Below are 23,591 nucleotides of genomic sequence, written 5' to 3'. Positions count from 1 at the left end.
ATCAGGAGGCCGCAAAGACCGGCTTGCCGGTGATCTTGAAGGTCGCGGTCGAGGTGATCCTGTCATCGAGCGGATCGGTGGATTCCAGCCCCGTCAGGAACGCCGAGAACGTCCAGCTCGACCCGTCCGGGAACCCGATGGAATAGGACACCGGATCATCATCCGCGAGGTCCGCCACCAGCGCCTGGAACGCCGTCGAGGACGGCTTCGACTGGATCTCGACGGAGACCTCGCCGCCATCGCGCAACGCCGAGATATACTCGCGCCAGCCTTCGGTGGATTTCATGTGGGTCGCATCGACCACGTCGCGGGTCAGCGACGGCGGCGTGATGCTGAGCACCTCGCCAACCGAGGTCACGCCCCGCAGGAAATCGGAACCAAATCCGATCTGTGCATCAGCCATGTCAGGTCTCCTTGTTCCAGCTGATTTGAAGATCAACGGAAATGCGGAACAGCTGGCGCTCCTCCCCCGTTGTGCGGTCGGTCAGGTCCCGGTCATCGCCGACAAAGACCCCCTGAAAATTGATCCCGTCCGAGACCCCGCGATAGCCGGACAGGAAACCGCCAAGCGCCCGGCCCACATCCTTTGCCCCGGCATAGGTCTCGGCCCAGGCATCGGCCTGCACGCGCGACTGGCGCAGCGCGGACTCTCCACCCATGTGATAGCTGCGCGGGTCAGAGATCACCGTCAGGTTCAGGTACGGAAAGCCGGTGACGCCGCGCGGCTGCGTCAGCCAGTGCACCCGTGTCCCGACCAGCGCCTGCAGCGGCGCATGGCCGAGAAGCAGGGCCGTCAACGCCTCTTCCATCTCATCGCCCCTTCTTGGCCAGCCGCCGCTGGTATCGCTTGATCGACTTCAGGACATCCGCCCAAAGCGCGTCCTTGATGCCATCGAGCGCGTTGTCCTTCTCTGCATCCCAGGCCGGGCGCAGGTGCGGCTCCGCCGCCTGATGCTCGTTTCCGAACTCGGTCTGCACCGCCGCCGGATCGTTCGGCCCGGCATAGACCTCGACCGCACTTTCCTTTGTCGAGACCTTGCGCTGTCGCTTGGTCAGCCGTGTGCCGACGCCGTAACTGGCTTTCAGGTTGCCGCGATCTTCCGGAGCATTCGCCCGCCCCGCCTCGGCAATCGGCTCCGCTGCCGCCTTCAGGACCCGCCGGACACTCGCCTTACCCGATGCCTTCGGCAGCTCCATCATCGCCTTTTCCAGGTCCTTGAAGCCATCTACCTTAAACTTGACTTTCAAGGCTCAAAACCGCCGTGATTTCGAGGACCGCATGCCGCGCCCCAGCCGCCTCCTTGATGCCCTCGATGTCCCAGACAGAGCCGGAGACCATCGCGCCATCGGCGCCCCAGGCTCCATGCAGGACCATGCGGTCCGCCGTGGTCAGCGACCGGGTGAGGGCCGAGCTTCTGACCTCGAACCGGGACACCAGCGCCGCCGTCTCGCGTCCGGCGCTGATCTTCTCCATGTCCCGCACATCGCTACGGCTGGCGAAGGTCTGGCCGAGCAGAACCCACGCGCCCACCGGCTCGTTGAAGGCGTTTCGCGCCTCCGACTGGAAGCGCTCGAACCCGACGCGTCGGTCGTACCGTGCCACCCCGCCCGCCATGGTCACATCGCGAACCGGCGATACCGCCGGGTTAGATCATCGACGCACCGCGCCGCATCCTCGGCGACACCGGCAGTCGGCTCGGCCCCGCGATGTTCGAAGTAGAACCCGATGAGCTGCTTTGCCGCCTCGACGATGTCATCAGGCACGGAGGCGACATCGGCAAATCCTGCGACAAAGCGCAGATCGACCGCGTCCGGCCTGTCGATCACCGAAGGCCATGACTTGCCGGACAAGAGCACCACGACAGCGCCGCGCCCGTCTCGGGTCAGCAGGTAATCCGAGGACGGAACAACCTGCGCCGCGCCGTCCGGATCGGTGTACCGGATTTCGGTGATCGCGGACACACGGGGGAACGGCAGGCGCAACACCTGATCGGTGAACCCGCTACCCTTGGCCGACCATGCCTGCGAGACAATCGGGAAGCCGAGACCGCCGAAACCATCCGTATCGACATCGAGCTGCGCCGAAGCCGACCGCACCGCCGCCGCGACCTGTGTGTCGAAGTCGTCTTCCAGAAGGCGCAGGTGCTTCTTCGCGTCATCCAGATCGACCAGATCGACACCGCCCCCGGAAATCCGCTCAAGCCACATGCCGAACCCCTTAGCTCAGCGCCAGTTCCGGCTCAGCGCTGATCTGGTCCGGGAACATGTCGATCAGCTTCTGCAGTTCGACCTTGACCGGCTCGAACGTCTCAGCGTCACCGTCGAGGATCTCGGAAGCGGCCTCCGCAACCGCCTGTGCCTGAGCCTTCGCCGCCGCCATTTCAAGGGCAAGATCAGAAACCTTCGACTGCGCCTCAGCCAGCGAAGCCATGGCAATGTCGCGCTGGCTGGCAGCCTCGCGCACGGCGTCCTCACGCGCTTTCAGGATTGCGCTGACCTCCGGGTCATCGGATGTCGGCTCGCAGTAGCCCGCCGCCTTCCATGCCGCGTACACCTTCGGCGAAAGCCACGTCATGCTTCCGGCCCGCAGATTGTACTGCCCGCCCTGGATGGCCGTCTTCATCTTGACGTAGACACCTTCCGCGCAGACACCGGCCTTTGCCAGAGCATCGAAATCCGTCTTGGAAAGATCCAACCGCTGTCCTTCCTTGAAGGACACAGCCTCATCGCCGTCGCCTTCCACATGCTCGCGCAGCGCGAACGCCACGATGACCTTGTCCACATCCGCCGTGGATGCCGCCTTTTTTCCTGCCGCCATGATCAGCGCCCCTTTTGTCTCAGAATGGAACCGCCGCCCGGCTATCGGACGGCGGCAGATCACTCATGCGCGGATCAGGATGCCGCCTGGCGCATCTTCTTGATGGCGGTGTTCGTTGCGGCGATGGTCTTGCCATCGGTCCGCAGCATGGCCATGAAACCGACCTGGCCCTTCTTCGCATAGGCGGAGTCGGTGAAGCGGTAGAGCGTGAGGTTCATCACGTCGCGGATCAGGTACTTCGACATGTCGCCGAACAGCACCGAATCCACACCGGCTGCAGGCTGCGCCATGTCCTGGTTGATTGTGTACTGGTAACCGTTGATCTCGGCGGGAGCCTGACTTGTCACACCCGGCACCCAGAGCGGGCGGTCGCTTCCATCCTTCAGCTTCTTCGCAGCCTTCAGGACCACATCGTGGAACATGTACCGCGCATCGCGGCGATAGACCGGATCGACCGAGTGTTCCAGGTCCGTGAAGTCGTCCCAGGTGAAGCTCGCGACAAGGCCGGTGGCCGTGGTGTGCCCCACGGCGGCACCGTTCACGATGCCGGTGGGTTTTCCGGTGCCGTTGCCAACGGTGTAAGCGGTGTTCGTCAGACGCGACAGACGTGCGGACAACAGGCGGTTGAGCATGCCTTCGAGGTCACCGATGCCAGCATCCTGCAGCAACGCGAGAGGGATGGTGACCACCTTTGAACTTGCAAGGTGCGCCGCAATCGACGCGGTGCCGAAGGTGATGTCGCCATCGGTTGCGGAGGCGTTCTCGGCAAGCCATTCGCCAGTCACGGCGGTTTCATCGACTGTGGGCCACTGGATGGTCTCGCCGCTGGTGGTCTCCTGCACGGTCGCGACCGAGCGGACACCGCCGTAAGCCCTCATCGCTTCGAGCAGGACACCGCTGAAGGTGGTCGGAACGAGGTAACCGCCTTCGCTTTCCGTGCCGGTGGACTGCGCGTTCTGGACCTGACGGCCATACTCGGTCAGCACGTTTTCCGGCAGCCGGTTCACCGCCGCTTCGCCGCCGCGCAGATAGGCGTCGAAGACAAGCGAGCGGACTTCATCGCCGGGACGCTGCTGACGCGGCGAAGCGCCGGTCTGGGCAGCGGGCGTATCCGGGTCGTTCGCCTCGGACTGCAGACGGGCTTCGAGGTCGAGCTGCTGCTGCTCGGCCTTGATCTGCGCGTCGATCTTCTCGATCTCGGCGTAGATTTCATCCTGCCGGGTGGCGCTGTACTCAGCCGTCCCCTTGTCGAGGTTGTTGCGCGCCTCTTTCGCCAGCGCGTCACGCTGCTCGCGCAGCTGCTTGATGGTCTTGGCCATGGCCAATCTCCCATAAAAAAACCGGGTCAGGCCCCGGTCGGTTTCAGTGAAATGCGGACGCACCGCGTTTAGGGCGCAACCCGTTCGAGATAGTCCAGCTTGCGCATCTGGGCGGCGCGATGCGCAGCCGCAGTCTCTTCATCCGGCGAAAGCGGTTTCAGCGCATCCGGGGCCTTGTCGAAAATCGACAGGTCAAAGCGGTTCTCGGTGCCGCCGTTCTTCTCGTAGATGCGATCCACCAGCCCCATCGCGAGCGCTTCCTCGGCATCCAGCCAGGTCTCATCGTTCATCAACTGGCGGAAGTCCTCGGCAGACTTGCCGGTCTTTGTCGCATAGTCGGCGCGGATCGAGCCATCAACCTTGTCGAGCATTTCCGCAGACAAGGCGTGATCCCGGGTGTCTCCCATCGTGATCATCCAGGCATTGTGGATCATCACAAAGGCACCCTTGGCAATCTCGATCTCATCGCCCGCGAGCATCAGGTAGGACCCCGCTGACGCCGCGAGACCGTCCACATGCGAGATCACCCGCGCCGGGTGTTGTTCGAGTGCGGTCTTCATCGCCCGCGCCATGAAAACGTCACCGCCAGGCGTGTCTATACGAAGATGGATCGTGGACGCGCTGATCTGCTTGATCTCGCGCACGAACTCTTCCGCCGTGATGCCCCAATACCCGATCTGGTCATAGACCAGCACCTCGACCTCGCCGTCTGCCTCCATGGCCCGAACGGTCAACGCGGCTGGCCTGCCGTCCTTCGGGCACAAGGCCCGTGCCAAAATCTCCTTGAACTTCATGCTCTGTCCTCTCTCCTACCGGAAGCCCGGTGATGGCGGTTGCGGATCAGTGCTGCCGCCCTGGTCTGTGCTGCTGGCATCACCTTTCATCACCGGCCGGAAAAGCGTGTCTGCGTCCGGGTCATCCGACTTCGGAAGACCTTCCAGCTCGCGGGTCTCGTTGACCGTCATCCATCCCGGATGCTGGGTGCCGCCAACCGCGATCTTGTGGGCATCGTACCGCGCCGCCAGATCCGCGCGGAGCAGAGTGTCCAGATTAAACTTGATTGACACCCCGCTGAGACGCTCTTCGCGCGTCAGCAGCTTGCGCGAAAGCTCGGCCTCGAACCGTTTCACATGCTTGCGCAGCCCGAGGATGTAAAACTGCGTTGTCTGCGCATTGATGCCCGTGCCCCAACTCGTGGACTTCTCGGTCTCGCCGATCAGGTGCGGCGGAACCCCATAGGCCCGTGCGACATCGAGCACCTGGAACGCACGCGACTGAAAGAGCTGCGCCGTCTCCGGGTCTGTCATCAGGCTGACGAACTTGCCACCCTCGGCAAGCACCGCCGGAAGATGCGCGTTCTGGACGCCAGCCATCTTCCGCATCCAGTAGTTTCGGACTTCATCGGCGACCTTCTCGTCTACCTTGCCCTCATAGGTGATATAGCCGCTGGGCTTGCCACCTTGCTTGTAGAAAAGCCGCGCGTACTCATCCGCGTCGAGACCGATCCCGATGGATCGGCCAAAGCACTTGAGCGGCGACAGCGCCTCAAGACTGCGCATCGTAGCAGAGGCGCGAAAATGCAGGATGTCATCCTGATCACGCCCATAGGTCTCGCCCTCTTCGGTGATGCGGTAGGCGGCGCGACCGTTCCGCTTGAAAGGTTTCACCGTGGCGTCGAACAATGGACGCAGCGCAGTCACCTGTCCGCGTCCGTTGCGCATGATCTCGGCGTAGGAATTCCCTTCCAGGAACGCGAGGGCGAAAAGCCCCTCGAAAAACACCTCCGCAGAATAGAGCGTGTGCGGATCAACGTGCACGAGGTAGTGAGCGGGATGGTCACCGAGCACCACGCTGCCCTTGTCCGTATCTTTGCGCGACACCCCGACAGACAGTGTGCCGATTGTTCCCGCCAGCAGCGAGACGCAGCCGAACACTGCCGTCAGCTTCATCGCCGACTCCCGCGTCACGGCATCGGCCCCGGTGATCCCGAAGAACTCGCGCCATTCCTCGGCACTGGCCGACGATTGCAGGTTCATCGGCCTGCTGTCCTGCGCCGGTGGACCTGCGAGAACCGGCTCGATGCGAGGAGCCGGATCGGACTTCACAGCGGACCCGAATAGCCGTTCAAACATCCACAAATCCTCGCGTCACGCTGCCTTTGGTTTCGTCCTCGCTGACCTGGCACAGTGGCCACAGCGCGTTGATCAGGGCGTCTATCCCGTCGATCTTGTCTTCCGGTGCCAGCTTGGTCGGGAAGATGTAGTCCCCGCCCGGAACCTGTTTCAGAAGCGTGTTGCCCGCCATCCAGGTCAGCACCGGATTGCCGTCATGCCGCATGCGGTGATCATCCACCGCCGCGATCAGCTTGTTGAACGGCTCGTTGGTGTTCGCCGCCCGCTTGCGAAGCTCGACCGCCGTGATGCCAGCGCCATCCCACGTCGCCGCCATCTGCTGCGCGAACTGCGCGTCATAGATCACCATCTCGACATTGAGCACAGGCAGGTCACCCCAGCCCCACTCGTTCCTCGGGTCATGGTCGGCACCATACCCGGCAAGCTGCATGACCAGCGCCTCGACCAGCCGCAGGTCCAGTTCGGCACCCGGCGTCGTGGTGATCAATTCCTTGTTGGCCCAGCCCCACAGGTGCTCGTTGCCCGGCGCGTCCACCACCTTCTGCGGCAGGCAATGCCATGAGAACGCAGTCATCGGTCCCTTGGCCGGATCATCCTCATCAGGGAACACCACCACCACGCTCGACGGATCGTGTCGTGTGGCAAGGTCAACACCGATGAAGCACCGCCGCCCGGCGAAGTCCTCGATCCTGAGGTCCGTGTCTTCCCCGGCCCGCCAGCCTTCCATGTCGATGGCCGACGCGCCAACGCTGGTCCAGATGTCCAGGTGCTTGCGCAGGAACTCGCCCATCGCTGCCGGGCTGGCCGATGCCTTGCGCCATTCGTCCTGCATGTATTGGAGGGACTTTGCCTCATGCAGCGACGGATTGGCCTTCTCCCAGGTTGCCTGGTCTCCCGGATCGTCCCCCTCGTCCGCCTCGAAGATCAGGCCGAAGTAACTGTCGTCCTCGAACGTCCCTTCCAGGATGCGCTGCAGGTACTTGCGCTGCTCGTAGCAGATCCCCCCGGTGTTGTAGCCCGCCGTGGTGATCGCGATCAGCAGCGGCTGTTCCCGCGCACCGAGGGCGCTGGCCATCGAATCCCAGACGTCCCGCTTCTCGTGCTCGTGCAGCTCGTCCACGATGGCGCAATGCGGATTCTTGCCGTCCTTCGATTTCGTCTGGCTGGCAATCGGCTGGAACACCGCAGCTGGGTCCGCCGTCTTGATCTTGTGCTCCTCGACATGCAGCCCGAGCAGCTCATCCAGCGCCATCCCCTGCGCCCGCCCGGTCAAGGCCATGACCCGCGCCGCGTCAAAGACGATCCGCGCCTGATGGGTCGAGGCCGCAGCCGAATAGACCTTCGCCCCCGGCTCTCCGTCAGGCCCGAGGAAGTACAGGCCGACCCCGGCGAGCAGCGTGGACTTGCCGTTCTTGCGCGGCACTTCGACATAAGCCGTCCGGAACCGGCGCACCCCGGTCACCATGTGACGCCAGCCGCCGAGTTGGCTGATCAGGAACGACTGCCACCCGAGCAGCGTGATCGTCTCGCCGCGTGATGCCCAGGCCCCCTCGATGTGCGGCAGCGCCTCCATGAAGGCGCACATGTGCTCCGAGGCTTCGAGGTCGAAGATGTACGGGAACTGATCCGTTCCCTCGCGCTTGAGGTCCGCCTTGAACCGCTTGCAGGCCAGCTTGATCCGCTTGCAGCTCGGCACCTTGTTGGACAGAACATCCTCGACCCAGGCCAGCGCCCGCCGGGTGACCGGTGTCTCGACCGATGTGCCGAGCATGGCTCAGACGGAGCGCTTCTTGGCGAGCGGCTGGAAGGGCATCACCTTGCCGCCGCCACCGCCCTCCGGCGGTTCCTTGTCGAGCAGATCCATGAAGGACGTCTGCGCCGACATACCGTTCTTCGCGCGGGCGTAGGGCGTGGCCAGAAGTTCGCGTTCGAGCGTGAGCAGCTTGTTCTCGTGGAACGCGCGGCTCTGCTCTTTGCCGGAAAGGTAGTCGCTGGCCGTCGCCTCGAACTTCTCACCGGCGATGTCCGCCGACAGGCGATGGTATTCGGCGCGGTGCACGGCGTAGCGCACGACGATCCCGAAGACCGCTTCATCGAGAACCCGCTCCCGGCGCAGGACGGCGAGCAGGCTTTCACCATGCTTGCGTTCGTCCTCACCGAAGTGCTCCGGCCATCCCCCAAGCAGGGCGACAAGTCGTTCCATGCCTTCCGACGAAGTGGTCACGAGACCCCCCCCCTAAAACTTGCACCCGCAAAAATCTGATTACCGCCGCCGGTCCCCAGTTCGGGTCGATTGAACTTTTTCACCCCCCTTATGGCCGGTCCGGCTTGGGGCCGGTGGTGCGCCGTTCGGCGCGTTGCTTCTTGATGTCGTGGCAGGACTTGCACAGCGACTGCAGTTCCCCGAACCAGAACAGCGCGTGGTCTTCCCGGTGCGGCACGATGTGATCCGCGATGGTGGCCCGCTGCCTTGAGAACGGCGGGCACAGCCTGCACAGCGGCTCCTTTGCCAACTGCACCGCCCGCCGTCCGCCCGGCCCGCACCATGCCTTCCGCTTGTACCACTTGCGGCTCGGCTTATCCGCCCGCCGTGCATCCGCTGGCCGGTCACGCTCCCGCTTCTCCGCAGCCGCATGCACCCGGCAGTATCCCGCGCCGAGATCGACCAGCCGGAAACAGCCGGGATAGGCGCAGGGTTTCTTCGGCACCGGCCCGCCCCTTCGATGTCTGGAAGCCACAACGCAAAAGCGCCCGCCGGTTTCCCGTGGGCGCATTTGGTGATGATGCACTATGTGTTGCCGACAGACGGACCTTTCGTCAAGCCCCTTTTTGATCCGACCAGATCGAGGCCGGACCCTCGCCGAAGTGCGCCGCTGTCAGACGCGCCCCGCGCATCGGCCCGAGAAGCGCCGCCAATCCATCGGCCAGAGCGGCCCGCGCCGCCTTCCGCGTCTCGCCTTTCACCGCCCAGCCATGCGCCTCAAGCACCGAATCCAGCGAGCGCTGTCCGAGGCAGACCATGTCCACCAGAACCCGCTCCGAGATGCTGACCCGTGCGCCGCGCCGCGACGGACGCAGGACGCGCAGCCGGGGCGCTGGACCATCCGACAACCGCCGACGCAACACGTCGAGGCGCTGGCGATCCGCGAGCACCGCATCCATGAACCCGGCATGGGTGCCGCCCTGCCCGCCCGGCATGGCTTCGAGCGAGGTGCAGCGCAGACCGGCGGAGACATGGCGCTCGTGCAGATCCCGGTAGAACCGGCCCATGGCCACCTGTGACGCCGTCAAAGGCGCAGCCCGCTTTGCCCGCGCCGCCTGCGCCAGCATCACGCCAAAGACGTCCTGGACCACGATAGTCTTGCGCCCGAGGTAACCCGCCGGGCGGGCGACATAGCCGTCCGAGCCGACCGGATACATCGCCTTCGTCTCGACCACGCGAAAGCAGCCCCGCGCCGGGGCATCCGCATAGGCGTCTCCGCACTCCACCGGCACCGCGCCCCCCGCCTTGATCGCCGCGCACCGCGCCACCTCCGCATCCAGCCGCATCTGCGGCGGAAGCACCGTGAAGACCGTGCCCAGGGGCGTCCCGTACCAAACCTCTGTCATGCCGCGTCCTCTTCCAAATCCATATCCATGATGGCCAGCGCCTCCGCCTCATGGCGCAGATACCAGTCCATCCACTGTTGCCGCTCCACCGGCACCGCGCCGCGATCCGCAAGGCCGCGCACCCGGTCCAGCTCGGCACGATTGCGCCGGGCTTCGTTGGCAATCCGCGACAGATCGAGCTTCGAGAACGGCGGACCAAAGGACCGCGCCGCTGTGAACAGCTCGACGTGATAGCCATGCGATCGCGCCAGCTCGCCCGCCTTCGAGCGCATCACGCTCACGACATAATCGCACTTGCGCGGCGGCGGCGATTGCAGCTCATAGGCCCGACTCACCAGCGTGACCTCATCGGGCCATTCGTTCCGCGCCTTGCCCTTGGCCCAGCGGGTCGCAAAGGCCGCAAGCCCGCGCAGGTGCTGCTCATCGAGATAGGCCAGCTTGTCCGCCAGCCGCACCAGCATGTCGGCATACTCATCCGCCTTCTGGCGCGTCTGCTTGCGCATGCCCGCCCGCAGGAGCGGCGTGATCAGGATGCGCCTGACCCGGTCCCGCTTGGTCTCCGCCTGTTCAGTCATGACCTTGCCCCTTTCTCCGCAAATCCCGGCTTTTCCACAGGCACACCGCCAAAAAAGAAGCGCGGCCCGGAAGGTTTCATTTCCTTTGATTTCTTCTCTTTTCCTTTCAGCCGCTCGGTTTTCGGAAAAAACGAAAACGGCCAAAAACCGTGCAAATCCGTTTCATTTCTTCCGCCGGAAGATTTGCGGAAGATTTGAAGGCCCGGATCAGAGACGCGCATGCAGCTCATTGAGCGCCTCCCGAACCCGCTTCGCCGTGGCGCTGCCGCCGGGGTACGCAGCATCCATCCAGTCGCTGATGGCGTTCACCTGCTCATCCATCTCGGCATAGCGGGCCGCGCCCGGAATGCCCTTGAGATGCTGGCGGATGGTGTTCAGACGCTTGCGCATCCGCTCATCGGCATTCTTCGCCCCGTTGCGCCGCTTGCCGTCGAGCGCCTCCTGCGCAACCTCGGTCACCACCGGATGGGCAAGCCGCACCCGCCCGTTGTCGCACTGGACCCGGTGCCAGCCATGCAGCGGCGAGACCGCCCGGCTGTTCAGATCGCGCCACCGCGAGAGGGGCATGCGCAACAGGAACGCCAGCGCCTCATCATCGCACGGCAGGGTGCCAAGCGGCGTCTCATCCTGCGCCAGCCAGAACAGCTCAACGCCGAAGAAGCCGACCTCCGGATCGGCGTAGCCATGCCGCCGGAATTCGCTCCCGCGCCAGCGCTTGAGGTTCCATGGCACGAAGAAATGCGAGTCGAGCCGCTCCACCGAGGAAATCGGGTACTCCGGAATGGAAGCGGCCTCGACAAGCTGAACAGGGTTCGCCTTGCTCATGTCCCTGCCCCCTCACCGGCCCGCGCCCGGCGGTCCGACAGCCAGGCGGACTGGACCAGCCCCACATGCCGCCGCGCCGACGCCGCGAGATCGCGCAGGCCATCGTCCTGCCGCTCATACTTGCCCATGCGCCAAACCAGCGCCGACAGCGCCATGCGATGCCCCCACCGCCGCAGCTCCGCCTCGCCCGCCGTCACATCCCGGTGAAACAGACCGAAACGCGCATAGACGCCCAAGGCCGGGTGGCCCCAATCCAGCGCCTCGGGAAGGTCGAAATCAGACATGACGCACCCCCTGAAAACGGGCGCGAGACACAGGCGCCGCGCTCCAGTGAGACAGGGAGAGCGGGGGGCGCATCGCACAGGCCACCACGCGGCAACGGGGCAATCCACAATTTATTGGGGTTGTCCACAAGGAATTGTGAGTCAAAAAAGACTCAATGACAGATGTGGCCAACTTGCCGTTGCAAATTGTCGCAGTCTGCACAAAATGAATGCTCTGACGGAAGGTCCGAATCGGTCCTATCCGCCAGAGCAGCGAAACCGTGCCGCTTGTGAAAAGCACGGCCTCATGCGGAACCCGAGGTTGCAGCCTCCGGAACCGCGATTGCCACAAGAGGAGGAATCTCCAATGGCAACCGAAGTGCACCCGATCACGGGTGATGAACTGAACCCGATTGCAGTGAAACGCGCCCAGCTCACGTTCGAGAACGCGGTTACGGCGTGGATCATGAAACTGCAAGGTGAGACGTTCACCGATATCGTTCAAAAGCTCGGAACCAATGCAAACCGCATTGGCGAAGTGTTTCGCGGCGATGCACACAGGGACGCGCACGCCAAGGCCGTCGCGATCCTGAGAAAGCACAAGTCTTTGCTTGTGTAAGGCCGGGAAGGCGGGTCGGCGCGGCAGCGTCGGGGAGGAGGAACCCGCCAACCGGGAGCGCCCGCGACGGCTGGACAGCGTACCCGCCCGGCGCATACGGTCAACCTGACGTTGACCAGCTTCAAAGGATACCAGTTGTACCGCCTTGCCGCCGCCCTCGCGTTGATCGCTAGCCCTGTCATCGCGGACATGGTTCCGGGCATCCAGAACCACGCCGTTCAGGTACGCTTCATCCATGAACCTTGCGCTGCCGTGATCGCGGCGATTGACACTCCACCCCCTGGCGTGATCGGAGTCGGGGAAATGGCGATGACCTTCGGTTTCCTCATGGGCATCGAAGCGCGCAATCCCGGCATCCGGAGCAGCCACGAAACCATCCTCATCCGTCTGCGCGAGGACTGCGCCGCGATGCCGGACCAAACCGCGATGCAGATGATCGAAGTATACATCGCAGAAACCGCTCGATAGACCCACCATCACACCGCCCCCCCGCCCCGGCGCACATTCGCGCCGGACATGGCCCAGATCCCGGCGCCGATCCCGGCGAGGTAAGTGGCCACGTCCCAGACGCAGTCCAGCGCCACCGCGAGACCCGGCTCGCGCAGATAATCCGCGCCCTCCTTGAGGCACAGCAGCGCGAAGGGCACCCAGACCCAGGCACGCGGCCAGCCCTTGCCGAACACCACCGCCGCCAGCACCACCGCAAGGCCGAAGTGCCCCGCCGTGTCCGCCGCCATGGACTGCAACCGGCTGCTGACGATCTCCGCGCCCGCGCAGGACAGGGACGAATGAAAGAATGCGCCGATCTCAGGGACCATCAGGACCTACCGATCTGCGCGAGGATGTCGTCGCGCGTCCGCTGGCCCACGAGGATCTCCGCCGAGGCCCAGACCCCGAGCGTGGCCCCGACTATGTAAATGTCCGTCACGGACGCCGCATGCTCCCCGGCCAGCCAGTTCAACACCTGCCGCTCCGAGCGGTCGAGGCGCGGTGCCCAGGCACGCGCGATCTCGGCATCCGTCGCCCCCGGGAACGGGTGTCGCAGCATCGCGGCAAAGCTGGCCCGCGCCAGCGCCTCCGCCTCGACGCGGTTCACGGTGAAGGATTTTTCCCGCGCCCCGACGAGATAGCGAAAGCCGGACCAGATTGCCCGCGCCGCCTCACCCACACCGCCGCAAGATTTTTCAGCGGTCTTGAGTGTATGTTTGGTTGGCGAGGTCATCAGGATGCCTTCCTGAGCGCGGTATCCACACCGTCGCCTTGCATCGCAACCGGAGGGTCTGACCTCCCCGCAGCATGGAGCGCGAGCATGTCCTCAGCCGTGAACGCAATGCCGCGCCGCGCAGACGCGGCGACCATGGAATGCTGGTGCTGCGTCGGAATCCTGTTCCGCTCGCACCATTTGTTGACCTGGTCCAATGTGACTGACCCGACGCCGGACACGGCAATCAGATCATCCACGACCACCCGCCGGGACGGCCAAAGCGCGACAAGCGCGGAAACTGATGCAGGTTTGCTCATGCCAGCCAGATAAATCGACGTTTCGTCGATATGTCAAGCATCGGCAAATCTTCGATAGACGTTTTTTCGATTTACGGGCCATTTGAGACCAAGAGGATAGTATGGACCAGAACAGCCCATTTCACCCGACCGCCGTTGGCGCACGGCTGATCGCACTCCGGACGCACCATGGCATGACCCGTGGCGACTTTGCCGCGTCTGTGGACATCGACGCCACCAGCTACGGCAGAATCGAGAAAGGCGAGAAAGCGCTCAAGGCCGATATGGCGTACAGAATCGCCGAGCGTTGGGGCGTTTCCATGGATTTCCTCTACCGTGGCCGCCTGACCGAGCTTCCGGCCAGCCTGGCGGACAGCCTCATCAGCAAGCGCACCACGCCGCAGCGATAAAGCCGATCCACGGACACTCCGGTAAGCCTGCTAAGGACCAGCAATATCTGGTCATCAAGATCGTATTCGGGCACGTCACCCTCCGGAACAAAACGAGAATAAAGCCAAGTTTTGCTATCAGAGTCCCATCCGTCAATCGACGTTTCTTCGAATATTTTTATTGACTATCGACAAAACGTCGATTTACAGCTTCCTGTACGCAAACGCCATCCAAGGCAGATCGCGGACCCCCAAAGGAGGCCGACATGTTGTCCCAAACCCAAATCCGACCGGAACTGTCCGGCACAGCCCCCGCGCCTTTCTCCGTGAGCGACGAATTCCTGCAGGACCTGAGCGACACCACGGAGATTGACGAGCACATTGCCGCGCAGCTTGCCATGGTCCTGCCGGACATCTGCGACGAGTTGCTCAATCGCCGCCGCGGGGATCGGCTGGCGCTGAGCTGGCAAGCCACGCAGGATCGCATTGCCGCCGCCCGCGCAACCCTCCGCGCCTCGGACCCGATCCCAACGCGGGATATGCGGGACGCCTGCGAGACCCTCCTGCGCCATTCCACCCACGCCGACGAACGCGCCGCCGCCGCTGACGTGCTGTCGCAGATGGAGGGGACGGCGTGATGAACGGAATGGACCGCGCCACAAAGTTGCTTGCTGCCGCCGAAGGCGCAAGCGCCGCCACATGTGACATGATTGAATGCGCACGGAGCAACGCAGACCTGAGACACCCCGACAACGTCAGCGCGGGCGATACTGTTCATCAATTGGCCGACAGCCTGCGCCTGCTGGTCGAGTGCATGCCCGAACTCAACGAAGACGCCGCGCAGCTCCAAGGCGCGTTGATTCGATTTATTGAGGCAGGCTGAGATGGCCAACATCCCCCACTTCGACCGCTTCTGGATGGTCTGCCGCAAGCCGACCGGCCCGCTGTCGGAGACCAAGCCGCGCACCCGCTATTCCAGCTTTGAGGACGCGCTGAACGCGGCCCGCAAGCTGGCAACCGAGAACGAAGGGCAATTCTACATCCTCGAAACCGTGGCCACCGCGCGCCCCGGTGAGGCCCGGCAGGAGACCCTGTTTTGACCAAGCACCTGATCAGTGACTGCCGCAGCGCCCTGCTTTTGCGCCTCGCGCCCCTGACCGGCACCGCCCTGCGGGATGCCGTCCTGAACGAGGTCATGGAGACCGGCGGCACATGGATCGCGCCCACCGCGACCGGCGCGTCGAGCCATCTGTTCGAGCTGTCGCTGCACGGCGTGACCGCCTTCGGCGGCAGCGTGGACGAGGCGATCCACAGCTGGCGCAAAGCCGCGACCCGCGCCCTGTCCGAAATCGAGGACGATGGTTTCGTCACCGTGCATCCCCCCCTGACATCCCAAGAGGCCCTGACTTGAGCCTGCATCTGACAAGCGCAATTGGTCTGCGGGGTTCCACGTTTCTGCGCAGTGCCACACTCACCGGTATTGGCCTGAACAATACGCCTCCTTGCGAGGATTCCGACACCGGCACACCCTCCTCCCGTGCCGGTTCCCTGGCCGGACGCATCCTCCTCCCAGCGCCCGGCCAACCCGTTTTCGACACGGGGCGCGACAGGCTCGCCCCGTCCGGGGCGCGTGCGGCCTCCCCTGCCACCACTCACGCCAACCTGCCGCACGCGCCCACAGGCACAGACACCCCCGCCTTTCACTGCCCCATGTTTCCCGGCTGTGGCTGCCCTGGCGGCGCGATGCGCCCCGAATGCCCCGGCCTCAAGGCCAGAAAAGGACTGACACCATGAGCTTCGCCGCATTCCTCTGCACCGCCTTCGCCATCATCTGGGGCGCTTGCTTCGTCTACCTTATCGCCGTGGCAGTATTCATGCGCCGGGACACCCGCGAAGGAGCCATGACGATTTTCGTCCTGCTGATCTGCCTCTTCGGCATCCTGACCGCCGCCGCCAGCTACGCCGCTTTGGTGCTGGCATGACCGGCGCGGCTCACAAGACCACGGTGCAATCCGGACACCTCGCAATGCGCGTCCAGGGCAACCTGTGGGTTGCCTACTACGCGAAACCGGACACCATGAAGGACGCCCTGTTTCTCGGCTCCATCCAGATGGCCTATGTTCAGGACGAGTCCGCCAAGCAGATTTTCATGGCGCTGATGCGCGATGCAGTCTCGGAGATCATCAGGAGCCACACCGGACAAACCGCGATCTGGCCGGAGCCGGACGGATGGCCCGCCCCACAGCACGAACAGGGAGGCCGCGCATGATCCCCTTCGAGCGCGAAGAACCCCGCACCCCCTTCGGCGACAAGCCGCGCTCGCAGCAGGCGGGGATGCTCTGCAAAGATGCGACCTTCCAGAAGTTCGTGGCCTGGCGGATGGAGCTTCCGGACGTCACCCGCGTCACGCCCGAGGAGTGCCGCGAGCACATCCTGTTTCAGTGCGGCGTGGAAAGCCGGAAATGGCTCGACTGGCAGAACCGCAAGGCCAGCCACTGCAACCGCCGCGCCGCCGACCTCTGGGACGAGCTGCGCACCGAATACGACGCCTGGCGCGGCAAGATCGCAGCGCCCCGATAACCTCCGAGAAAGGACCACCCCCGTGATGACAAACCTCAAGCCCCCGGACACCGCGCCAAAGGCCGATTCCTTCGACCAGTTCTCCATTCGCGGCATCGAACAGATGCTGACGCTCTTTGACGGCGGCGAGTTCCTCGCGCAGTTCATGGCCGATCATCTGGATCTGATGCAGAAGTTGCAGGACCACAACGCAGAGTACGGCCACAAGGGCGCGAAAGGGTCGTTCTCCCTGACCGTCTCCTATGAGCTTGGCGGCGCAGGCGATCTGGGCATGACGGCGCAGGCCGACTTCAAGGCCCCAAAGAAACCCGCCAGCCGCGCCGCCGCCTATGTGGACGAAAGCGGACAAATCTCGCTCTACAGCCCGATGCTCAAGCGCATGCACGGCGGCGTGCGCGATGCCACTCCCTACGACCCGGAAACCGGCGAAGTCCGGGACGTCTGATTTTTCATCCCGAACCCGAAAGGACCACCCATGTCTGACCCGATTACCCACAGCCCCGAGAACCCGGCAGAGACCATGCGCGATGTCATGCTGGACATCGGCTATCACGAGCAGATCGACACGCCGCCGGGGCATGATCTGACCAAAGCGCACCTGATCACCCTGCCGCAGAAGCGCACCGTCCAGGACCTGACAAGCCACCACCGCGCCGCCGCCGAATACCTCAAACCGGCGCGGCGCAAGGGCACTGCCCGCGTGGCCGATCTGGCCAGCTTGATCAGCTGGACCAACCGCTTCAAGGGCGAGACTTCGATGCTCTTCGCGAGTCCCGACATGGCAAAGCCGACCCTGACCTGCATCGCCGATTATCACGCCGCCGGGGCGGCAAACGTCGAGGACGTGACCGGAGATCCCAGCGCCCGCCACTGCCACCACCGCGCGGTCTACGACTTCCCGCTATCCGACGAATGGAAGGCGTGGATGGCAATTTCCGGCAAGGCGCAGAGCAAGGATGACATGGGCGAGTTCATCGAGGCGCAGGCCAAGGACATTCTCGACCCCACGCCCGCTGTCCTGAAAGGTGAGGTCACCACGAAGAACCAGCCTTGGGAAAATCGTCTGATCGAGACCGCGCAGAAGATCGAAGGCCGCTTCGGACAGCTCAAGCAGCTTCTCGCCATGTCCCGTCAGTTTCAGGTCTTCGAGACCAGCGACCTCAAGGTGGCCACCAACCGCGACACGGGCGAAGCGGAAATCCAGTTCTTGAACGAACACAAGGATGCCACCGGGCAGAAACTGAACATTCCGAACCTGATCATCATCGCGATTCCGGTGTTCCTCGGTGGTGCCCCCTACCGCATGGCGGTTCGCTCCCGTTACCGCAAGAACGGCTCGTCTGTGGCCTTCATCATGTCGATCTACACCCCGGAGAAGGTTTTCGAGGCCGCGTTCAAGGAGGCCGTCGCCGCAGCAACCGAAGCGACCGGCCTGACAGCCCTGATGGGCACCCCGGAAACCTGATCACCCCATTCGACCATGACGGTCGAATACCCCGCCGCCGCAAAGTGCAGCCGGTATTTTGAAGGGGGCGGGGTTGTATTTCAAAGGAAGAGCGATGCAACGACCCTGGCGAATCCTGATCGGCTGCGAGACCAGCGGCATTGCCCGCAGGGCCTTTGCCGCGCTCGGGCATGACGTCTGGTCCTGCGATCTCGAACGGGCGGAGGACGGCAGCAACCGGCACATCCGCTGCGACATCCGGGACGGCATCCTGCACGAAGGCTGGGACCTGCTTGCGGTCATGCACCCGCCCTGCACCCGCCTGTGCCGGTCCGGGCGACGCTGGATGTCCGGGCCGGGCAAGTGGACGCCCCCGAAGCAGCTGCCGAAGGGCCGGAGCTGGTCCGACATGCGGGCCGAATTCGAACTCGGCATCGACATCTTCACCACCTGCTGGACCGCGCCGATTGCCCGCGTGGCCATCGAGAACCCGGAAATGAACGACCTCGCGAAGGACCGCATGCCCGCCGACCTGCCCGCGCCCCAGATCGTGCAGCCGTACTGGTTCGGCGAACCGGCCTACAAGGCGACCGGCTGGTATCTGCGCGGCCTGCCACCGCTTCGCGAGACCAACTGCCTGCCGGAGCCGGAGCCCGGCACAGACGCATGGACCCGCTGGAACGCGGTGCACCGCATGCCGCCCGGCCCGGACCGCGCCCGCCTGCGCAGCCGCAGCTTCCCGGGCATGATGATTGCCGCCGCCGACCAATGGACCACCGCAGCCCTGACCGCACAAAGGAGTGCCTGACATGGGAGCGCCAAGGCCCCTCAGTGAAAAAATGTTGCGCGAGGCGGCGCAAGTCGCCAAGCAGGAGGGCGTGACGGTGAAGATCAGCCGCGGCGCATTGGTCTACGAAGTCTCTCCGGCCAAGGCCGACGCGGACAAGCCCGCTGGCGAGGATTGGGAGAAGGCATTCGACGCATGAAAGGCGTGAGGCTCGAAGGGATAAAGGTTGTCCGAAAGCCCGGTGGCAAGGTCTACAAGTACCGCCGCATTCGCGGGCAGCTCGTGCCACTTCCGGACCTCCCCGAGAATCACCCGGACTTCATGCGGGCGTACATCGAGGCCGGTGACTTTACGCCCCGCGACGACAGCCTCGGTGCGCTGATCGGGATGTTCCTGGCTTCCGACGACTTCAAGACTCGCAAACTCACCACACAGAAAGTCTGGCGGCGCAGGCTGGCCTACATGCAGATCGAATACGGCATGGCCCCCGCTCCGAAGCTGACCACCGTCCACATCGAAAAGGCCCTGCGCAAACTTCCCCCCGGTGCGGCCAGGTCGGAGCGCACCATCTGGCGGGCGCTGATGGCCTACGCCAAGGCCGAGCACTGGCGCACGGACAATCCCGCGAAAGATGCCGAGGTCCGCACCCTCAGATCCACGCCGCACGCGCCATGGACCCGCGAAGACGTCGAAGCCTTCCGAACGGCCTGGCCGCACGGCACGCCACAACGGCAGGCCTTCGAGGTCCTGCACTGGACCGGCGCCCGCTGCGTCGATGCCGTCCGCATCGGCTGGCAGGGCGTCGGACCGGACGGACTGCTGACCTTCACCCAGGAAAAGACCGGCGGCGAGGCCATGGTGCCGATCACCGCCGTCGCCGACCGCCGCCTTGAACGCGACCGCAAGGAATTCATCCATGCAGCCTCCCCGGAGCTGCAATTCATTCTGACCGAATATGGCCGCGCCAGATCGGTAAAAGGCTTGTCGAACCTGATAGCAGCCGCAGCCCGCAAGGCGGGCCTGACAGGCAGGACGGCCCACGGCCTGCGCAAAACCCGCGCCATCGCCTTGGCCGAACTGCTCTGGACCCCCCACCAAATCGGCGCATGGACGGGCCACGAAACGCTGCAGGAGATCACCGAATACACCCGCGCCGCGAACAAACGAGCACTGCTGCTTGGAAACTCGGATGGAAACTCAGGGGGTGCCGTCGTTCATTTCCGTGGAAAAACAGAAGGTTAAGCAAGGATGTGGCGCACCCGATAGGATTCGAACCTATGGCCTCTGCCTTCGGAGCGGGTCTAATGGGCTTTCCTAAACATGCGATAGAGTACTCTAGAGCACTATAATCATTGGAATTTTCTAGACACGGCCAAGCGCCGCGCCGAAAGCTCTATCCGAGTATACGCCTTGGTTTCCGGCCGCGTGGTTGCGTCCTGCTTTCGTGAAACCGGGCGCAAGAAGAGGGTTTGAGCATGCCCAAGCTCACGAAGCGATTTGTCGAAGCGGTCAAGCCGGGACCCAAGGGCACGGCGGTCTGGGATGACGAGGTGACCGGCTTCGGGCTCCGCGTCTATCCCTCTGGAAAGCGCAGTTACATCGTCCAGTACCGCGCGCGTGGACGATGCCGCCGCTACACGATCGGCCGGCATGGAATCTGGACGCCCGAGATGGCGCGGCGGGAGGCGAAGGCCCTGCTCGGGAACGTCGCCCGAGGCAACGACCCGGCCGAGGAACGCGAGGAGGACCGGAGGGCGCTGACGGTCAAGCAACTCTGCGAGCAGTACATCGAGGATATGGAGGCCGGCCTGATCATGGGCAAAGGCGGCCGACCCAAGAGAGCCTCGACGATCGAGATCGATGTGGGCCGCATCCGCCGACACATCATCCCCCTCCTCGGCACACGCCGCGTCCGCGACATCACCAAGCCGGACATGAACAACCTGATGAAGGACATCATCGCGGGCAAGACGCGGGTCGTGATGAAGACCGCGAAGCTGCGCGGCAAGGCCATCGTCCGCGGGGGGCGCGGAACTGCCATCCGGACGATGGGACCTCTTGGCGGGATATTCTCCTACGCGGTGGAAGCCGGTGTGATCGACCACAACCCGACCCACGGTTTGCGCAAGCCGAAATATCAGGTGCGCGACCGGCGGCTGAGCGAAGCGGAATACCGGATCCTGGGCGGCATTCTCCGACAGGCGCAGAAGAGCGACCATTATCGGCTTCACGCCGAGATCCTCTGGATTCTCGCCGTGACCGGCTGTCGACGTGGGGAGATCATCAACCTCAGATGGAGCGAGGTCGACATCGAGGGGAGCTGCCTGCGGCTGATCGACAGCAAGGAAGGGGCGTCGGTGCGTCCGATCGGGCTTCCGGTGATCGAGTACCTGGAAAGCAAGCGATCAAGCCGAACCGGCACCTTTGTCTTTCCCGGCCAGGGCCTCGACAACGCGGTGGGCAACTTCCCTCAAAGCTGGAAGAAGCTGCTGACCGACACACCACTCTGGGATGTGACACCTCACGTCCTGCGACACAGCTTCGCCAGCATCGCCAATGATCTGGGCTTTACCGAGATCACGATCGCAGCCCTGATCGGACATGCGAAAGGTTCGGTGACGAGCCGCTACGTTCACACACTCGACTCGACGCTGATCATGGCGGCCGACACGGTCGCAGGGTATCTGAAGGCCCTGCTGGAAGGCGTCGAGTTCCGACGAAACACCTACACGCTTGACCGCGAGTCGCGACGGTCGGCAATCGAGCACATGTTGATCGAGTCGCGGCCTGCGCCAAAGCCACGGCTGATTGAGTATCGTGACGTGGGTCGTTGATACTGCGCCAATGAATCCGAACACATCGCAACCACCGTTGGTTGCGGGAGGGCGCAGCAAACGATCGTAAGCGCCCGGTTTGGACCGCCTTGCAATTTCAGGCGGCGGCGCTCTGGGGCTTTTCGGTGGCCTGAGGTTTCCAGTTCCACGGGAGAAGCTCGTCGAGCCGGTTGATCTTGTGATCGTGGATGCGGTCGAGGACGTCGGCCAGGTAGGCCTGCGGGTCGAGGCCGTTCATCTTGGCGCTCTCGATGAGCGTCATTGCCCTCGCCAAGGTCTCGCCGCCGGTGTCCGATCCTGCGAAGAGCCAGTTGCGCCGACCCACGCCGATCGGCCTCATGCCGCGCTCGGCTGCGTTGTTGTCGATCGCGACGCGGCGATCCTCCAGGAACAGGCAGAAGGAGGCCCAACGGTTCAGCCCGTAGCGGAAGGCCTTCGCCAGGTCGCCCTTGCCGGGGATGCGGGTCAGCTGCTGTTCGGCCCAGGCGCGGAAGGCCTCGACTTTGGGTGCGCTCCGCTCCTGCCGCACAGCGAGCCTCAGTTCTGCCGACTGCCCCAAGATTTGCCGCTCGATGTCGTAGAGCTTGCCGATGCGGTCCAGCGCCTCGCGGGCGATCTCGGAACCCGTGGCCGTCCAGACGTCATGGAAATCCCGTCGCAGGTGCGCCCAGCACGCGGCTTCCCGGAATTGCGCCGTGCCGTCGGCCCGCAGCTCGTAAAGCTCCCGGAATCCGGAATAGGCGTCGGCCTGGAGAATGCCTCCGCTCTCCGAGAGGTGCTTTTGCGGATGCTCGGCCTTCCGGTCTGCCGAGAAGCGATAGACCGCGCCGGGCGGCGCCGTTCCCGCCCAGGGCCGCTGGTCGCGGACATATACCCAGATCCGGCCTTGCTTCACGCCCTTGCCGAGTCCCGCAGTCTTGCGGGAGCGGTCGAGAACCCGGATGGGCGTGTCGTCCGCATGCAGCAGGTCGGTCGATAGAACATCCCTGCCGATCCGGTCGATCAGTGGCGCCAGAGCCTTCATCGCTCCGCCGCACCAGTCGACGAGGGTCGTGTCGGGAATGTCAGCGCCGAGGCGGGCGAAGATCTCGTTCTGGCGATACAGGAGGACATGGTCGTCAAACTTGGACACCAGGATATGGGCCAGCAGCGCAGGCCCGGCCATGCTTCTCGGGATGGGGCGGCTGGGTGCTGGCACCTGCACCATCTTCTCGCAGCAGCGGCAGGACTTCTTCACCCGGGCGATCTCGATGACCTTCAGTTGCGCCGCGATCATGTCGAGCATCTCGCTGACATCCTCGCCGACAATGCGAAGTTGGCCGCCGCACTCGGGGCAGCTGTCGCCCGGATCGAGCTCGCGGCGCTCACGCGGGGTGCCCGGCGCCACCTTCGGCCGACGGCGCCGCTTCTGCTCCGACGACGCGGCGGTCTCATCTGCTTCCGGCTCCTCCTTCTTGTCCACGGCGGGAACGGTACCGGCCTCGGCCAGGGCAACCTGCAGGTCCTCAAGCGCCAGTTCCAGCTGCTCGATCTCCCGCTCGATCTTCTCGGAGGAAGCGCCGAACTTCCGCTTCTGGAGCTTGGCAATCCGCACGCGCAAAGTCTGGACCAGCAGGTCATGGGCCCGGAGCGTGGCCGACATCTTGGCGTTCTCAGCCGACAGCGCAGCAATCATCGCCTTCAGAAGGGCGGGATCATCGGGGAGGTCTTTGGCGCTGGCGGACATGCCGAAGCTTACCATGGCGGGGTCGACAGAGCCATGAAAACAAGGGGAATCAGCGAGATAATCTACCCGACCCGGGCCGGTGGCGCGCCCCAGTGGTAATCCCCCCCGATTTTAAGGGGCTGCAAACGTAGAATTTTCTCGGCAAGATGAACGAGGAGATTTCGAATGAAG

General features: G+C 64.1%; 36 protein-coding genes. 16 read left to right on the top strand and 20 right to left on the bottom strand.

The features are described 5' to 3' along the window. Position 1: 1 nt before the first annotated feature. From ACN2XU_RS02730 to ACN2XU_RS02650, 17 genes are all read right to left on the bottom strand, one after another. Positions 2-403, bottom strand: coding sequence for a phage tail tube protein (locus ACN2XU_RS02730; RefSeq protein WP_419408864.1), 402 nt, complete (start codon positions 401-403; stop codon positions 2-4). 1 nt (position 404) lies between these two features. After that, the gene (locus ACN2XU_RS02725) at positions 405-809 is read right to left on the bottom strand and encodes a DUF3168 domain-containing protein (RefSeq protein WP_419408863.1); all 405 of its coding nucleotides are present in this window, start codon (positions 807-809) and stop codon (positions 405-407) included. A 1-nt stretch (position 810) separates the two neighbouring features. After that, a complete protein-coding gene (locus tag ACN2XU_RS02720; protein WP_419408862.1) occupies positions 811-1,248 on the bottom strand; it encodes an HK97-gp10 family putative phage morphogenesis protein in 438 nt (145 codons plus the stop codon). After that, entirely contained in the window at positions 1,232-1,603 is a 372-nt protein-coding gene (locus tag ACN2XU_RS02715) for a head-tail adaptor protein (protein WP_419408861.1), read from the bottom strand. The genes ACN2XU_RS02720 and ACN2XU_RS02715 overlap by 17 nt, the downstream gene beginning before the upstream one ends. Before the next feature lie 14 nt (positions 1,604-1,617). Further along, positions 1,618-2,208: a head-tail connector protein gene (locus tag ACN2XU_RS02710; RefSeq protein WP_419408860.1), complete on the bottom strand. Its 591-nt coding sequence runs from the start codon at positions 2,206-2,208 to the stop codon at positions 1,618-1,620. Positions 2,209-2,218: 10 nt separating this feature from the next. After that, complete coding sequence (locus ACN2XU_RS02705; RefSeq protein ID WP_419408859.1) at positions 2,219-2,818, bottom strand: hypothetical protein; 600 nt, start codon at positions 2,816-2,818, stop codon at positions 2,219-2,221. 74 nt (positions 2,819-2,892) lie between these two features. After that, positions 2,893-4,137, bottom strand: a complete 1,245-nt coding sequence (locus tag ACN2XU_RS02700) for a phage major capsid protein (protein ID WP_419408858.1) — start codon at positions 4,135-4,137, stop codon at positions 2,893-2,895. A 68-nt stretch (positions 4,138-4,205) separates the two neighbouring features. Further along, entirely contained in the window at positions 4,206-4,931 is a 726-nt protein-coding gene (locus ACN2XU_RS02695) for a head maturation protease, ClpP-related (RefSeq protein WP_419408857.1), read from the bottom strand. Between the two features lie 15 nt (positions 4,932-4,946). Then, a complete protein-coding gene (locus ACN2XU_RS02690; protein ID WP_419408856.1) occupies positions 4,947-6,269 on the bottom strand; it encodes a phage portal protein in 1,323 nt (440 codons plus the stop codon). Then, positions 6,262-8,040, bottom strand: a complete 1,779-nt coding sequence (locus ACN2XU_RS02685) for a terminase large subunit (RefSeq protein ID WP_419408855.1) — start codon at positions 8,038-8,040, stop codon at positions 6,262-6,264. The genes ACN2XU_RS02690 and ACN2XU_RS02685 overlap by 8 nt, the downstream gene beginning before the upstream one ends. 3 nt (positions 8,041-8,043) lie before the next feature. Then, positions 8,044-8,493, bottom strand: coding sequence for a hypothetical protein (locus tag ACN2XU_RS02680; protein WP_419408854.1), 450 nt, complete (start codon positions 8,491-8,493; stop codon positions 8,044-8,046). Between the two features lie 88 nt (positions 8,494-8,581). Next, complete coding sequence (locus ACN2XU_RS02675; RefSeq protein WP_419408853.1) at positions 8,582-8,977, bottom strand: DUF8602 domain-containing protein; 396 nt, start codon at positions 8,975-8,977, stop codon at positions 8,582-8,584. A gap of 109 nt (positions 8,978-9,086) precedes the next feature. Continuing rightward, entirely contained in the window at positions 9,087-9,878 is a 792-nt protein-coding gene (locus tag ACN2XU_RS02670; RefSeq protein WP_419408852.1) for a hypothetical protein, read from the bottom strand. Further along, a complete protein-coding gene (locus ACN2XU_RS02665) occupies positions 9,875-10,453 on the bottom strand; it encodes a hypothetical protein (RefSeq protein ID WP_419408851.1) in 579 nt (192 codons plus the stop codon). The genes ACN2XU_RS02670 and ACN2XU_RS02665 overlap by 4 nt, the downstream gene beginning before the upstream one ends. Continuing rightward, entirely contained in the window at positions 10,450-10,683 is a 234-nt protein-coding gene (locus ACN2XU_RS02660; protein WP_419408850.1) for a hypothetical protein, read from the bottom strand. The genes ACN2XU_RS02665 and ACN2XU_RS02660 overlap by 4 nt, the downstream gene beginning before the upstream one ends. After that, positions 10,661-11,278 carry a hypothetical protein gene (locus tag ACN2XU_RS02655; protein WP_419408849.1) on the bottom strand — a complete coding sequence of 206 codons (618 nt, stop codon included), beginning with the start codon at positions 11,276-11,278 and terminating at the stop codon, positions 10,661-10,663. The genes ACN2XU_RS02660 and ACN2XU_RS02655 overlap by 23 nt, the downstream gene beginning before the upstream one ends. After that, positions 11,275-11,562 carry a hypothetical protein gene (locus ACN2XU_RS02650; protein ID WP_419408848.1) on the bottom strand — a complete coding sequence of 96 codons (288 nt, stop codon included), beginning with the start codon at positions 11,560-11,562 and terminating at the stop codon, positions 11,275-11,277. Before ACN2XU_RS02650 ends, ACN2XU_RS02655 begins: the two co-directional genes overlap by 4 nt. A 346-nt stretch (positions 11,563-11,908) precedes the next feature. On the opposite strand from ACN2XU_RS02650, the gene ACN2XU_RS02645 reads away from it, so the two are divergent. Both ACN2XU_RS02645 and ACN2XU_RS02640 read left to right on the top strand, forming a co-directional pair. Then, entirely contained in the window at positions 11,909-12,160 is a 252-nt protein-coding gene (locus tag ACN2XU_RS02645; protein WP_419408847.1) for a hypothetical protein, read from the top strand. A gap of 135 nt (positions 12,161-12,295) precedes the next feature. After that, positions 12,296-12,628: a hypothetical protein gene (locus ACN2XU_RS02640; RefSeq protein ID WP_419408846.1), complete on the top strand. Its 333-nt coding sequence runs from the start codon at positions 12,296-12,298 to the stop codon at positions 12,626-12,628. 8 nt (positions 12,629-12,636) lie between these two features. Here ACN2XU_RS02640 and ACN2XU_RS02635 read toward each other — a convergent pair whose 3' ends face one another. Next, positions 12,637-12,978, bottom strand: coding sequence for a hypothetical protein (locus ACN2XU_RS02635; protein WP_419408845.1), 342 nt, complete (start codon positions 12,976-12,978; stop codon positions 12,637-12,639). After that, entirely contained in the window at positions 12,978-13,382 is a 405-nt protein-coding gene (locus ACN2XU_RS02630; protein WP_419408844.1) for a hypothetical protein, read from the bottom strand. The genes ACN2XU_RS02635 and ACN2XU_RS02630 overlap by 1 nt, the downstream gene beginning before the upstream one ends. 400 nt (positions 13,383-13,782) lie before the next feature. Between ACN2XU_RS02630 and ACN2XU_RS02625 the strand changes: the two genes are divergently transcribed. The 14 genes from ACN2XU_RS02625 to ACN2XU_RS02560 all read left to right on the top strand — a co-directional run bounded on the left by ACN2XU_RS02625 (position 13,783) and on the right by ACN2XU_RS02560 (position 21,694). Further along, on the top strand, positions 13,783-14,070 hold the full coding sequence (locus ACN2XU_RS02625) for a helix-turn-helix domain-containing protein (RefSeq protein WP_419408843.1): 288 nt from the start codon (positions 13,783-13,785) through the stop codon (positions 14,068-14,070). Positions 14,071-14,315: 245 nt separating this feature from the next. Beyond that, positions 14,316-14,687 (top strand): hypothetical protein, encoded by a 372-nt coding sequence (locus ACN2XU_RS02620; protein ID WP_419408842.1) that lies wholly within the window; start codon positions 14,316-14,318, stop codon positions 14,685-14,687. After that, positions 14,687-14,932, top strand: a complete 246-nt coding sequence (locus ACN2XU_RS02615) for a hypothetical protein (protein WP_419408841.1) — start codon at positions 14,687-14,689, stop codon at positions 14,930-14,932. Before ACN2XU_RS02620 ends, ACN2XU_RS02615 begins: the two co-directional genes overlap by 1 nt. A 1-nt stretch (position 14,933) precedes the next feature. Next, positions 14,934-15,149 carry a hypothetical protein gene (locus tag ACN2XU_RS02610; protein WP_419408840.1) on the top strand — a complete coding sequence of 72 codons (216 nt, stop codon included), beginning with the start codon at positions 14,934-14,936 and terminating at the stop codon, positions 15,147-15,149. Continuing rightward, the gene (locus ACN2XU_RS02605) at positions 15,146-15,460 is read left to right on the top strand and encodes a hypothetical protein (RefSeq protein WP_419408839.1); all 315 of its coding nucleotides are present in this window, start codon (positions 15,146-15,148) and stop codon (positions 15,458-15,460) included. Before ACN2XU_RS02610 ends, ACN2XU_RS02605 begins: the two co-directional genes overlap by 4 nt. Before the next feature lie 379 nt (positions 15,461-15,839). After that, complete coding sequence (locus tag ACN2XU_RS02600) at positions 15,840-16,031, top strand: hypothetical protein (RefSeq protein ID WP_419408838.1); 192 nt, start codon at positions 15,840-15,842, stop codon at positions 16,029-16,031. Beyond that, complete coding sequence (locus ACN2XU_RS02595) at positions 16,028-16,318, top strand: hypothetical protein (RefSeq protein WP_419408837.1); 291 nt, start codon at positions 16,028-16,030, stop codon at positions 16,316-16,318. Before ACN2XU_RS02600 ends, ACN2XU_RS02595 begins: the two co-directional genes overlap by 4 nt. Beyond that, positions 16,315-16,629 (top strand): hypothetical protein, encoded by a 315-nt coding sequence (locus tag ACN2XU_RS02590; protein WP_419408836.1) that lies wholly within the window; start codon positions 16,315-16,317, stop codon positions 16,627-16,629. Before ACN2XU_RS02595 ends, ACN2XU_RS02590 begins: the two co-directional genes overlap by 4 nt. 25 nt (positions 16,630-16,654) lie before the next feature. Continuing rightward, positions 16,655-17,074, top strand: a complete 420-nt coding sequence (locus tag ACN2XU_RS02585) for a hypothetical protein (RefSeq protein ID WP_419408835.1) — start codon at positions 16,655-16,657, stop codon at positions 17,072-17,074. A gap of 30 nt (positions 17,075-17,104) precedes the next feature. After that, positions 17,105-18,094, top strand: coding sequence for a DUF2303 family protein (locus ACN2XU_RS02580; RefSeq protein WP_419408834.1), 990 nt, complete (start codon positions 17,105-17,107; stop codon positions 18,092-18,094). 94 nt (positions 18,095-18,188) lie between these two features. Then, entirely contained in the window at positions 18,189-18,881 is a 693-nt protein-coding gene (locus ACN2XU_RS02575; protein ID WP_419408833.1) for a hypothetical protein, read from the top strand. A gap of 1 nt (position 18,882) precedes the next feature. Further along, positions 18,883-19,059, top strand: a complete 177-nt coding sequence (locus ACN2XU_RS02570) for a hypothetical protein (protein ID WP_419408832.1) — start codon at positions 18,883-18,885, stop codon at positions 19,057-19,059. After that, positions 19,056-20,102 (top strand): tyrosine-type recombinase/integrase, encoded by a 1,047-nt coding sequence (locus tag ACN2XU_RS02565; protein WP_419408831.1) that lies wholly within the window; start codon positions 19,056-19,058, stop codon positions 20,100-20,102. The genes ACN2XU_RS02570 and ACN2XU_RS02565 overlap by 4 nt, the downstream gene beginning before the upstream one ends. A gap of 233 nt (positions 20,103-20,335) precedes the next feature. Then, on the top strand, positions 20,336-21,694 hold the full coding sequence (locus ACN2XU_RS02560; protein WP_419408830.1) for a tyrosine-type recombinase/integrase: 1,359 nt from the start codon (positions 20,336-20,338) through the stop codon (positions 21,692-21,694). Between the two features lie 97 nt (positions 21,695-21,791). Here the strand turns inward: ACN2XU_RS02560 and tnpC are convergent, their stop codons facing one another. Then, positions 21,792-23,420: an IS66 family transposase gene (gene tnpC / locus ACN2XU_RS02555; RefSeq protein ID WP_419408829.1), complete on the bottom strand. Its 1,629-nt coding sequence runs from the start codon at positions 23,418-23,420 to the stop codon at positions 21,792-21,794. Positions 23,421-23,591 lie beyond the last annotated feature (171 nt).

This window comes from Pacificoceanicola niger (assembly GCF_048553275.1).
GTDB lineage: Bacteria > Pseudomonadota > Alphaproteobacteria > Rhodobacterales > Rhodobacteraceae > Pacificoceanicola.
Note: the sequence above shows the minus strand (reverse complement) of the source record. Positions and strands in the feature narration are given on the sequence as shown.